9 protein-coding genes and 1 pseudogene are annotated in these 11904 nt (G+C 76.5%); 6 read left to right on the top strand and 4 right to left on the bottom strand.

Features of this window, described 5'->3' with window-relative positions; all coding sequences use genetic code 11:
• Positions 1-86 precede the first annotated feature (86 nt).
• Positions 87-626 carry a GNAT family N-acetyltransferase gene (locus CRP51_RS04650; RefSeq protein WP_097229680.1) on the bottom strand — a complete coding sequence of 180 codons (540 nt, stop codon included), beginning with the start codon at positions 624-626 and terminating at the stop codon, positions 87-89.
• A 240-nt stretch (positions 627-866) separates the two neighbouring features.
• Between CRP51_RS04650 and CRP51_RS04645 the strand changes: the two genes are divergently transcribed.
• On the top strand, positions 867-1829 hold the full coding sequence (locus tag CRP51_RS04645; RefSeq protein ID WP_097229679.1) for a zinc-binding dehydrogenase: 963 nt from the start codon (positions 867-869) through the stop codon (positions 1827-1829).
• Between the two features lie 200 nt (positions 1830-2029).
• Here CRP51_RS04645 and CRP51_RS04640 read toward each other — a convergent pair whose 3' ends face one another.
• The 3 genes from CRP51_RS04640 to CRP51_RS04630 all read right to left on the bottom strand — a co-directional run bounded on the left by CRP51_RS04640 (position 2030) and on the right by CRP51_RS04630 (position 4205).
• Positions 2030-2950, bottom strand: coding sequence for a PadR family transcriptional regulator (locus CRP51_RS04640; RefSeq protein ID WP_097229678.1), 921 nt, complete (start codon positions 2948-2950; stop codon positions 2030-2032).
• Position 2951: 1 nt separating this feature from the next.
• Complete coding sequence (locus tag CRP51_RS04635) at positions 2952-3812, bottom strand: DUF4097 family beta strand repeat-containing protein (protein WP_097229677.1); 861 nt, start codon at positions 3810-3812, stop codon at positions 2952-2954.
• Between the two features lie 210 nt (positions 3813-4022).
• Complete coding sequence (locus tag CRP51_RS04630; protein ID WP_097229899.1) at positions 4023-4205, bottom strand: DUF6104 family protein; 183 nt, start codon at positions 4203-4205, stop codon at positions 4023-4025.
• 311 nt (positions 4206-4516) lie between these two features.
• On the opposite strand from CRP51_RS04630, the pseudogene CRP51_RS04625 reads away from it, so the two are divergent.
• The 5 genes and pseudogenes from CRP51_RS04625 to CRP51_RS04605 all read left to right on the top strand — a co-directional run.
• Positions 4517-4906: pseudogene (locus CRP51_RS04625) on the top strand (CU044_2847 family protein); the annotation flags it as partial.
• Between the two features lie 20 nt (positions 4907-4926).
• Entirely contained in the window at positions 4927-7023 is a 2097-nt protein-coding gene (locus CRP51_RS04620; protein WP_097229675.1) for a VMAP-C domain-containing protein, read from the top strand.
• A gap of 129 nt (positions 7024-7152) precedes the next feature.
• Positions 7153-8226: an AAA family ATPase gene (locus CRP51_RS04615; RefSeq protein ID WP_097229674.1), complete on the top strand. Its 1074-nt coding sequence runs from the start codon at positions 7153-7155 to the stop codon at positions 8224-8226.
• 6 nt (positions 8227-8232) lie between these two features.
• Positions 8233-11526 carry an SAV_2336 N-terminal domain-related protein gene (locus CRP51_RS29910; protein WP_097229673.1) on the top strand — a complete coding sequence of 1098 codons (3294 nt, stop codon included), beginning with the start codon at positions 8233-8235 and terminating at the stop codon, positions 11524-11526.
• A 169-nt stretch (positions 11527-11695) separates the two neighbouring features.
• Complete coding sequence (locus tag CRP51_RS04605) at positions 11696-11896, top strand: FxSxx-COOH-like cyclophane-containing RiPP peptide (protein ID WP_097229672.1); 201 nt, start codon at positions 11696-11698, stop codon at positions 11894-11896.
• The last annotated feature ends 8 nt before the right edge of the window (positions 11897-11904 follow it).

Raw genomic sequence — 11904 nt, 5'->3', positions numbered from 1 at the left:
CCCGGTAGCGGGCCGTGCGCGGCCCCGGGCGCCGGCGCGCCGCTCGTTCCGGGGCCGCGCCCCACGGGGCGCGGGCCGTCGGCGACTCAGCCCAGCGGGATCGCCCACGCCGCCAGCGCGGCGCCGTCCGGCGGGGTCAACTCCCCGGCCTTGCTCCAGCCCAGTGACGGCAGCGCGCTGAGCGCCAGCCCGTTGCCCGGCTCCACCAGGAGCAGCGCGACCGAGGCCGAGACGCGGGAGAGCAGCTCCCGCTGCAGTCGCCCCGCCAGGCCCTGGCCGCGCCGCCTGGGGTGCACCAGCAGCTCGGTCACCACGAAGATCCGACGGTGCTCGGCCAGTTGCGGCAGCGCCTCGGGGCGTTCCCGGAACCGGTCCCACCAGTCGTCCTCCCGCTCCGCGAGAAAGCCGTAGGCGCAGCCGGCCGGCCCCGGGTCGCCGGCCAGCATCAGGTCGAACTCGGGGCGCTGGACGTCGTGGTCGACGAAGCGCCGCAGAAAGCCGGCGCGGTCCGGCGGCGCGGCGTCGGGCGACGGATCGCGGTGGGCGGCGGCGTACAGATCCGCGATCTGCTCGCGCTCCGTCTCGGCCTGCCACCGGCTCAACCGGCGCAGAAACAACGTGCCCATCTCGGTCCCCCTGATTCTCCCCGGGCCACAGAAGTCCTCGGGGCCCACGGAGTCGACGCGGGTTACGCGTCAACGGTCCGCGCGTGCGCGGGGCGCACGGGCGGACACCGGAAAGCCAACGGAAGGAGCCATCTTCCCACCGTACGGCGGCGACGGGAACGGCGACCGCGCCCGACGGCCCCGGGCGCGACCGGCGTGTGGGGGCTGGTCCCCCGCGCGCGCGGCGGCTAGCGTGCGGGCATGTTCGCCGCCTATGCCGCCGACTTCGACGCCGACCGACCGCTGAACGCGCTGCGGTTGGGGGAACGCCCCCGCCCGGAGGCGCGGGAGCACTGGGCGGTGGTGCGGGTGGCCGCCGCCTCCCTCAACCACCACGACCTGTGGACGCTGCGCGGCGTCGGCCTCCGGCGGGAGGCGCTGCCGATGATCCTCGGCTGCGACGCCGCCGGCGTCGACGAGGACGGCAACGAGGTCGTGGTGCACTCGGTGATCGGCGCCACCGGCCACGGCGTCGGGCCCGACGAACGCCGGTCGCTGCTCTCCGAGCACTACCAGGGGACGCTGGCCGAGTATGTCGCCGTGCCCCGCTGGAACCTGCTGCCCAAGCCGCCGGAGTTGACCTTCGCCGAGGCGGCCTGCCTGCCCACCGCCTGGCTGACCGCCTACCGGATGCTCTTCAGCCGCGCCGCGGTGCGTCCCGGCGACAGCGTGCTGGTCCAGGGCGCCGGCGGGGGAGTGGCCACGTCCGCCGTGATCCTGGGCGCGGCCGCGGGGCTGCGGATGCTGGTCACCAGCCGCGATCCGGCGAAGCGGGAACGGGCGTTGGCGCTGGGCGCCGAGGTCGCGCTGGCACCGGACGAACGCCCGCCGCACCGGGTGGACGCGGTGCTCGAGACGGTGGGCGCCGCCACCTGGCGCCACTCGGTGCGCGCGCTGCGACCGGGCGGCACGCTGGTGATCTCCGGCGCGACCTCGGGGCAGGCGCTGCCCGAGTCCGAGCTGAACCGCGTCTTCTTCCTTGAACTGCGGGTCGTCGGCTCCACGATGGGCGACCGTGACGAGCTGGCGGGCCTGCTGAACTTCTGCCGGTCCAAGGGCGTCAGGCCGCTGATCGACTCGACCCTGCCGCTGGACCGCGCGGACGAGGCGCTGGCCCGGATGGAGCGAGGCGAGCTCTTCGGAAAGCTGGTCCTCACCGTCTGAACCGTGCCTCGGAACCGTGCCTGAGCCGTGCCCGAACCGCGCCTGGACCGCCTCCGCGCCGAGGCGCCGATAGAACCGTGCGGTCTCGGAGCCCGGGCCGCCGGGGCCGGCAACTCGCTTCGGGGCGCGGTGCGTTGCGTGTCTCGGGACGTTAGGCTGGAAGGGCCCGGTCGGGAGGGGCAGCGGCCCGAAGGGATCGGCTAGCCGTGCGGGGAGCGCAGCAGGGCGGCCAGGTGGGCGGAGGCTATCGAGAGCTGGTGCCGCGCCTCGCGCAACTGCTCCTGGCTGACGCCGTGGTCCCTGGCAGCGTCCCGCACATCGTCCCGGAAGCGGTCCAGCAGCCGCTCCAACTCCCGCGCGGGATCGGCGACGGCCTCCTCGCCCCCCTCGGGCGAGGCATCCTCGGCTCCGGGCGTCCCGGCGGACCAGCCTCCGGCGGGGGCCCACGTGGCGCGCGGCTCGCCGGGGCTCTTCCAGCCGGAGAACTCGGCGCTCAGCCCGTCCAGCCCGGCCCGCACCGCGCCCGGCCAGTCGCCCGCCGTGGCGCGGGAGCGCACCCGCTCCTGGATGCGGCGGGCCGCCCGCTCGAAGTGCTCCTGGCCGACCTGCCCCGGCCACTCCGCCCCGCTCGGCGCCTCGGACTCCCGGCCCTCGGGCGTCGCGCGGGCCTCCTCGGCACCGGTCGTCGCGCCGGCGCCCGCGCGACCCGGGCGGCTCCGCCGTCCCCCGGCGGCGAACTCCTCGGCGCCCGCCCGACCGACCTCGGACCGCAACTCGCGCACCGAGTCGCTGACCTCCTCCCTGAGGCCCGCGGCCAGCGCGCTCAGCGAGTCCCGCAGCTCACGCTCCAGTGCCGTCAGCTCCTCGGTGCGGCCGGCCAGCTCGCGCTCGCCCTCGGGGGTCAGCGAGTAGACCTTCCGTCCGCCCTCCTCGGTGTGGCTGACCAGCCCCTCCGAGGCCAGCTTGGCCAGCCGGGGGTAGACCGTGCCGGCCGAGGGCGCGTAGAGCCCCTGGAAGCGTTCCTCCAGCAGCCGGATGACCTCGTAGCCGTGGCGGGGCGACTCCGCGAGCAGCTTGAGGAGATAGAGCCGGAGCCGGCCGTGGCCGAAGACGGGGGGCATCTCAGACGTCCTTACGCAGGGAGGAGGGGGCGGAGGGCTCGGGAGCGAACCCGGGGTGGCGCAGCAGCGTGATCCCTCCGGAGAGGGAGGCCAGGCTGACCGAGCCCGCCCCCGAGCCGATCCGGCCGGAGAGCGATCTGGTGCCGCGGGACCCGCCTCGCAGTCCCGGCAGGGCGCAGGTGACCGCGCCGCTCAGGGTGCTGCCGGTGACCGTGGCGCCGGGCTGCTCGGGGAGCCGCAGCGCTATCCGCCCCGACATGGTGCTCAACCTGATGTCGGGCGGGGTGGTGGCGCTGGCGTGCTCCACCAGCAACTCGCCACTGACCGTGTCCGCGCGCACCGAGGGGCAGGTGCCGTCGACGACGGCCAGCGAGCCCGAGACCGACTGGGCGCGCAGCGGGCCGCTCAGCCCGAGCGACTCGACGGCGCCCGAGACCGTGTCCACGCTGACCCGGCCGGAGAGCCCGACCAGGGTCGTCTCCCCGCTGATGGTGCTCACCGAGACCGGCCCGGCCAGCCCGCCGAGCGTCACGTCCGCACTGACCGAACCCGCCGTCAGCCGGCAACCCCTGGGCAGCGAGAGGGAGACCACCACGGAGCGGCGCCCCCGCCGGTGCGCCAGCCAGGGCAGGAAACCCTGCCACGGAAGGTCGTGATACCCCACCACCAGCCGCTCGCCGTCCAGCCTGACCAGCAGCGGCGGGCCGGAGACCGCGCCGACCTCGACCCGGGCGACCGGATCGTCCGTGCCCACCACGTTGACCGTGCCGCCCATGACGCGCAGCTCCACCTCCGCGACCGGGTCGTCGCTGAAGGAGAGCGTCCTCGGCTCGGCGATGGACCACTCGTCGTTCCGCGCCATCGCGCCTCCCCGCCTCGGTCCGGCCCACGCGAACGGGCCGATATATCGCATTCCTCCGAAGACGATATATCGCGTGTGGGGAACGTCAAGGGGCGGACCCGCCTTTCCCGGCCTTCACGAGGGCGGACGGTTGCGCGCGCCTGCGTGTGCGCCGGGCGCACACCACGGGCAGTCGTGTCGTCCGCCCGTCCGCCCCCCCCCGCGGCGCGTCTACGCGTCGTCGTCCTCGTCGTCCAGCCGGGCCAGCCAGGTCGCCAGCCGCTCCACCGGCACCTCGAAGTCCGGGTTGAGGTCCACGAAGGTCCGCAGCTGGTCGGCGAGCCAGTCGAGGGTGACCTCCTCGCCGCCGCGCCGCTGGGCGAGTTCCTCGATGCCTCGGTCGGTGAAGTACACGTCGTGCTCCAACTCCAGGGTTCCGTCGGGTGAGCGGGTGGGTCCGCCGGGGAAAGTCTGCGACAGCGCGGCGGGGTGGGGGTGAGCGGGGTCTCGCTTCCCGGGGAGGGCGGCTTGGCGCCGGGGCGGTCGTGGTGGGGAACCGCCCGCCGGCCCATGGGTGTTCGCGCGGCCCCCGCGCCCGTGGCGGGGGCGGGCGGGCGCGGTGCGTCCCGCCGGTGCCGGCCCGGAGGGGAAGGCGGTTGTCCAGGATAGGCAACTGTCGGTGGCAGCCGGTAACCTGCCGGCACACGAAGTGACGGGGGGTCAGCATGAGCGGCGAGGTCACCAGGGTCACACTCCCGGACGGGACACCGGTGTGGGCCCGGATCTCCCCCGGCGCGGGCGCCGGCGCGGAGCCCGCGGCCGTGCCCGAGCAGCAGCCGCGCGGCGGCTATGTCGACACCGGCTTCGTCGACAGCGGCTTCGCCCAGCGCGCGGCGGCACAGGCCGCCGCACAGATGGACAGCCTCCGCGACCTGATCGGCGGCGTCGCCGCCTCCGTCGCCGACGGGCTGCGGGACGCCAGGCCCGACGAGGTCAGCGTCAGCTTCGGCATCGAGTTGACGGCCAAGGCCGGTCGGATCGTCGGACTGTTGGCCGAGGGGGAGGCCAAGGGCGCCCTCACGGTCACCCTCACCTGGCAGGGCGCGCCCCCGCCGCCGCGTGGCCGGGACGCCACATGACATGGGGGGACGAGGGGGGCGCACGGCACCACGACGAGAACGCCTTCGAACTCCTCGCGCCGCTCGTCGCCGCCGCCACCGTACGCATCCATCCACCGCCGACCGGGTATGCCGAGGGCGAGCCGCTGCCTCCCCCGTGGGGCAGCGGGTTCTTCGTCGCTCCCGAGTGGGTGCTCACCTGCGCCCATGTGGCCCTCTCGGGAGGAGGCGCCCAGGGAGGGAGGCGCGAGGTGGGGCTGACCTTCAGAGGTGTGGACCGCCCGGTGCCCGGCCGTGTGGAGTGGGCCCGGCCCGAGGCGGCGCCGTGGGAGGGCGGGATGTGGCCGGCCCCCGACCTGGCCCTGGTCCGGCTTCACGCGCCGCCGCCCCCGCCGCCCGAGGGGCCGGGCTGCGTCTGGCTGAGCGAGCGCACCGCCCGGCTCTTCACCCGTGAGGAGGTCGCCTTCTTCGGGGCCGCGGAGGTCGCGGGCCAGGTGGTGGACGTCAGCGGCCGGTGCACCGTCAAGGGCGAGCTCGGCTCCGAGGGACTGCTGCGCCTGGGCAACGAGGACGAGGTGCTGCGCGGGATCTCCGGCGGCCCGCTGGTCGACCTCGCGCGCGGCGAGGTGATCGGCGTGGTCAAGGGCCGCAGGGCCGGGCAGGACGGCGGGCTGGCCACCTCGGTCATCCAGCTGCGACGGCTGCCGGCGCCGGCCGGACCCGTGCTCGGGGTCGGGGACGACCTCTACCAGGCCGTCGTCCACGGCCACGACGCCCACCACGCCGAGCGCCATCTGGGCGCGGACTCGGGCCAGCCCACCTGGACCGACGCGCAGAACCAGCTGCCCGGTGCCCCCGGTGTCCTCACCCCGGGACAGCGGGTCAAGCTGCTCGGCCTGTTGGCGGCGCTGCCGCCGCCGGTCTCGACGCCCCGGCTTGACGCGCTGGTCGGTGAGCTGCGCGGCCGGCCGTACGAGGGGGCGCTGCCCGCGCCGCGTGGCTGGCGGGACGGGTTCGGCCTCCTCCACGAGCTGCGGGGCGAGTTCGCCGGGCTGGAGGCGGTGCTGCGCTACGCGCTCCACGCGGCCACCGACGAGCGCCCCTACCCGGCGAAGCCCGGCACGGAGAAGCGGCTGCTGGAGTGGGTGCACGCGGTGGCGGAGGACGCGCCCTCGCTGCCGCGCCGGGTCCGCACGCGGCTGCGGCTGGAGGAGGAGGCCAGGCTGGCCCGCGCGGACCCCTGGTCGGCCACGCTCCAGCCGTTGGACGTGGACTGGCTGGACGCCGCCGCCCCGGTGGTGCGGCTGGACTCGCTCGCCGTGCTGGAGCTGGACTCCCGTTTCTGGGAGGCGAACGGCTACGACTGGCGGGTCTGCGCCAGGCCGAGCGGTCGGAACGACCCGATCGACGGGGCGACCGAGGTGGGCGACCTCAGGCGGCCCCCGGAGCGGCTGCTCGCGGCGCTGGTCGAGGCGTTCAGGCGGGGCGACGAGCCGGGCTCGCCGGTGCCGCTCCAGGTGGCGGTGCCGTACTCGCTGCTCCAGGTCCCGTTCGACCAGTGGCGGTTGACGCCGGACGGGCCGACCCTCGGGGAGGTCAGGCCGGTGGTGGTGCGCTGCACCGACCCGATGCCGGGCGCCGAGGACGGGGAGGAGCTCGCGACGCTCCGGCGGGCGCGCTGGGCCGCGGCGCACGAGGGGCGGCTGGTGGCGGACGTGCTCGACTGCCACGGCGGGCTGCCGCGCGCGCTGCCCGAGCGGGCGGCGCTGCTGGGCAGGGAGTTGACGACGGTTCCCGTGCTCTGCCGGGCGCCGGCGGTCGGCGGCGAGCCGGCCGCGCTGCACCGGGTCATGGCCAGCGGGTTCAACGTGATCCTGTGGCAGCGCGAGCTGGCCGCGCGCGATCCCTCCTGCGAACACCTCCACGGCTCGCTGACGAGGTTGGTCGGCGGCGGGGCGTGTGACCGGCTGCTGGAGAGCCTCTGGCGGATGCGCGAGGCGGCCGGGACCGCTCCGGACGGGGTGCCGTCACCCTCCTGGATGAGCGACCTCGCCCTGCTCTACGGCGAACCGGAGGGCGAGATGCCCGAAGAGGATTTCCTGGAGGCGCCGTGACGGCCCGGCGGGCGAGGTTGACGCGAACCGGTCGCATCCCCTGGGCGCGGCCCCCCGCCCCGGCTACGGTCGGGAGCGTCGGAGGCCGGGCGATCAACGACACGGCCCAGTACCGACGAGGAGGACGCGGTGGCAGTCTCTGAAACCAACGGTCAGGAAGGTCCCGCCGGACGCGAGTCGGCGGGCGGCGAGTGGCTGATCTACCGGGGCACGGGCGAGCGACACGAGGGCATCCGCGCGCTGCCGAAGCCGCCCCCGTGGCGTGACTTCGACGGTGGCGGCCACCCGTTGGTCGCGCCGGGACCGGACACCGACAGCGTCTCGGCCCGCCGGCTGGGCGCGTTCCGCCATCTGGCGGAGATGCACCGGCCGAGCGCCGAGGAGCTGGAGATCATAAACGCGGCGCTCTATCTGCGCCGCCCCCTGCTGGTCACCGGAAGCCCGGGCACGGGCAAGAGCACCCTGGCCCACTCGGTCGCGTTCGAGCTGGGGCTGGGCCGGGTGCTGCACTGGCCGGTCGTCAGCCGCAGCCGGCTGGAGGACGGGCTGTACCACTACGACGCGATCGCCCGCCTCCAGGACGCCCAGATCGCGGCGAGCGGACGGGCCGCCGGGCTCTCCTCGGCCGCCGTGCCCGGCGGCATCGGCAGCTATCTGCGGCTGGGCCCGCTCGGCACGGCGCTGCTGCCCACGGCGAAGCCGCGGGTGCTGCTCATCGACGAGCTGGACAAGAGCGACATCGACCTGCCCAACGACCTGTTGAACGTGTTGGAGGAGGGGGAGTTCACCCTTCCCGAGCTCCAGCGGATCGCGGAGCGCGAGCCGGAGGTCGAGGTGCTGACCGACGACGGCGCCAAGGTCACCGTCCGGGAGGGCAGGGTCCGCTGCCACGCCTTCCCGTTCGTCGTGCTGACCAGCAACGGCGAGCGGGACTTCCCGGCGCCGCTGCTGCGCCGCTGCATCCCGCTGCGGTTGGGCCGGCCCGACCACGAGCGGCTGGCCACGGTGGTCAGGGCGCATCTGGGGGATGACCTGACCAGGGTCGGGGAGGATCTGATCAGCCGCTTCCTCGAGCGGTCCCGTACCGAACAGCTCGCCACCGACCAGTTGCTGAACGCCATCTACCTCACCCACCACGCCGAGCTGCCCACCCGCGACCGACTGGCCGACATGCTGATCCAGCGCCTCGACCAACCCAGGTAGGCACCCATGTCCCACGCGGCCCGCCCCGACCGACTGGCGTCCCTGGTCGCCGCCCTGCGCGGCGCCGGGTTCGACCCGACGTGGAAGGACCTGTCCGACGCGCTCTGGCTGGCCCAGTACACCCGGGGCGGCGCCGAGGAGGCGCCGGGGGACCCGGGGGACGGGTGGAGTGCGCGCCACGGGCACGAGCCGGCGCGCGAGCGGGCGCGAACGGAGGCGGAGGAGCGCACGACGGAGAACGAGCGCCCGTCGGAGGCCGGGGAGGAGGAGCGGCCCGCCGGCCCCGGCCGGCCGCCGCGCGCCGACGACGAGACGGTCTCGCTCTACGCGGACCCGGGGGAGCCCGCCCGCCGGGACGCGGCCCGGCCGCGCGGCGAGGCGCTGCCCGTCGGCGTGCCCGAGGCCAGGGCGCTGCCGGGACTGCTCGCCATGGAGCGCGCGCTGCGCCCGCTGCGCCGCTACACCCCGCCGACCGGGCCGCCGCGCCGCCCGCACCGGGGGCTGGTGCTCGACGAGCCGGAGACGGCGCAGCGCACCGCGCGCGCCGGGGGGCTGCTGACGCCGGTCTTCCGCGCCGAGCCGCGCGGGCACACCGAGCTCCAGTTGCTGATGGACGCCGCGCCCGCGATGCGCGTCTGGCAGCGGATGCTGGGCGAACTGGCCGAGGTCTTCGGCAGGTTGGGCGCGTTCCGGGACATCCAGGTGCACTATCTGCACCGTTCGCCCGACGGCAGCCCGGCGGTCAGCCGCAGGTTCGACCCGGAGGGCGCCGCGCTGCGCCCCGCCAGGCAGCTGGGCGACCCGACGGGCCGGCGGCTGACCGTGGTGGTCAGCGACTGCGCCGGACCGCTGTGGCGGGAGGGCACGGCGCACCGGCTGCTGTACGGGCTGGCGCGGCACGCGCCCGTCGCGGTGGTGCAGCCGCTGCCCCAGCGGCTGTGGCCGCGCACCCGGCTGCCCGCCAGCAGCGGCACGCTGCTGCGCGAGCCGGGGCCGGCCGGCTCGGTCCGGCTGCGCTTCCTCGCCGAGGGGCTGTCCGCCGCCCGCCCGGTCCCCGCGCGCGCCGTGCCGGTGCCGCTGCTGCCGCCGACGGCCGCGGCGCTCGGCGCCTGGGCCGGGCTGCTGGCCGGCACGGGCCCCGGCCGGGTGCCGGCCGCCGTCGGCTGGGCCCGCGCCGACCAGCCGGCGGCCGGCCGACCGCGCGCCCCCGGCGGGGGCCGGTCGGCGGCCGAGGCGCTGGCGCGCTTCCGCGCCTCGGCCTCGCCCGGCGCGGTCAGGCTCGCCGTCTATCTGGCGGCGGCGCCGCTCTTCCTGCCGGTGATGCAGCTGATCCAGCGCACCATGCTGCCCGACTCCGGCCCCTCGGAGCTCTCCGAGGTGCTGCTCGGCGGGCTGGTGCGCCGGCTGGACGAGCCGCCGCCCGGCTCGCCCTCGGACGGGCTGTGGTTCACCTTCGTCGACGGGGTGCACGAGGCGCTGCTGACCGAACTGGGCCACGACGAGGCCCTGCTGGTGCTCAAGCACTGCTCCGGCTATGTCGCCAGGCGCTTCGGCGACGCCGGGCCGAACTTCCCGGCCCTGGCGCTGGCCCAGTTGTCCGGCGCGGAGAGCGGGGAGGCGCGCGCCCTCGCCGAGGCGGCCGGGGCGGACGAGGAGGGGGCGGCGCTGCCCCGCCCCTTCGCCGAGGTGGCGGCGAAGGTGCTGCGCCGCTTCCTGCCGGTCGCCCCGCTCCCGCCGCGCGAGGAGGGACGGGAGCGGGAGACGCCGTCCCGGGTGGTCGGCCGCGCCAGGGAGCTGACCGCCGCCTACGAGGAGGACGGCCAGGTCCGCCATCTGCTGGCGGCCGTCGGGTTGTTGCGGCACGCGGTGACGGAGCGGCCGGATCCGGAGCTGTGGGCCGACCTGGCCGAGGGCCTGCTGCGGCTGTGGCGGGTCCAGCGCGACGGGGAGCTGCTGGCGGAGGCGGAACGGGCGGCGCGCACGGCCGCCGCACACGCCGGCTCGCACCGGGGGCGCACGGTGCTGGCCCGGGTGCTGCACGCGGCGGCCGGGCGGCGGCGGGCCGCCGGGGACACCAGGGGCGCGCTGGAGCTGTGGCGGCTGGCGGACCGGGAGTTCGCCGCGGTGCAGGCCACGCCGGGGCTCGACCGGGAGGCGGCGCTCGGCGTCACGCTGGACCGGGTCGAGGTGCTGACCGCGCAGTGGCGGCTCGGAGGGGACAGCGCGCTGTTGCAGGAGAGCGTGGGCATCGTGGAGGCGGTCGCCGACGCCTGGCCGGCGGACGAGCCGCAGCCCAGCGGGCTGTGGCTCGCGCACGGCCGGGCGCTGCTGCTGCTCGCCGACGCGGCGCGCGGCGGGGAGCGGGTCGGGGTGCACGCCGGTCAGGCCGCCGACTCGCTGCGCCAGGGCTGTCGGGCGTTGGAGAGCGAGCGCGCGCCGGCGCGTGTGCGGGTGCGCGCGCTGCTGGACCTGGTGGACGCGCTGCTGCGCACCGACCAGGAGTGGCGCGAGGCGGACGGGGTGATCCAGGCGGCGGAGCGGCTGGCCGACGACCCGGCGACGCGTTCCGCCTGTCTGACCCGGGCGGGGCGGCTGGCGATCCGCGCCTTCGAACGGGACGGACAGGTCGCGGAGTTGGAGGCGGCGGCGGCCAGGTTCGAGAAGGCGGGCCGGCTGGTCTCGCGCGACCGCCCGGAGTACAGCGCGCTGATCGAGGAGTGGGGCGCCGCGCTGCTGCGCCGCGCGGACCGGGAGGACGGCGCGCCGTTCGTCTCGCGCGCGGTGCGGGTGCTGCGGGACTGCCGGATGGAGACGGCGGCCGACGATCCCCGGCTGCCGGCGCGACTGCTGCTGCTGGGGCGGGCGTTGACGACCCGGTACCGGGACGCGGTGGACATGGTCGACCTGCGGGAGGCGGAGCACCTGTTCCAGCGGGCGGCCCGGGGGGCCGGCGAGCCGCTGACCAGGGCGCGCGCGCTGCTGGAGCTGGGGGACACCCACCGCCGGGTGTTCCGGCACACCCGGGGCTTCGAGCGGCTCGACCTGGCGGCCGAGGCGTATCGCGCGGCCGCCTCCGCGGCCCGCGCGGCGGAGGCGGACGCGGTCGACCCGGCGGAGCCGGTGCGGCTGGCGGCCACCGCGCTCCACCAGCGCGGCGCCGTCTTCGAGACGGCCCGCCGGCCGCTGGCCGCCGGCGACGCCTACCGCGCGGCGCTCCAGCAGTGGCGCCGGCTGCCGGACGAGGAGAAGTCGGGCGCGGAGACCGTCGCCCGGCTGGAGGCCCTGCTGCGGGAACGCTGAGCCAGCCCGCCGTCTCCGTTCCGGCCCGCTCCGCGCCCCGCTCGTGCGCCCGGCGCGCGCCGCGACCACCCGCCGTGCCGCGCGCCCCGCGCCCGGCCCGTTTCCTCCGCCGGGCGCCGGGGAATCCCCGTTGGGGGGTCCGGGCGTGGCAGAGGCGTGGGGAGGCGGCATGGCGACGGGTGCGCGGGAGGCGGTGGCCTCGGGGGGACTGCCCGAGTTGCCCGATCTGTTGGCGTTGAGCCTGGCCGAGGTGCGGCGGATGGATCATCCGGTGCTGGAGTCGCTCCTCGCGGAGCTGCGCGAGCGGCTGGCCCATCCTCGCGAGACCCTCTGGGACTTCGACGAGGCGCCGAAACGGCAGGACTGGTAAGTTCGCTC

Source organism: Streptomyces zhaozhouensis, from assembly GCF_900230195.1.
GTDB lineage: Bacteria > Actinomycetota > Actinomycetes > Streptomycetales > Streptomycetaceae > Streptomyces > Streptomyces zhaozhouensis.
This window is presented reverse-complemented; position numbering and strand designations above follow the sequence as displayed.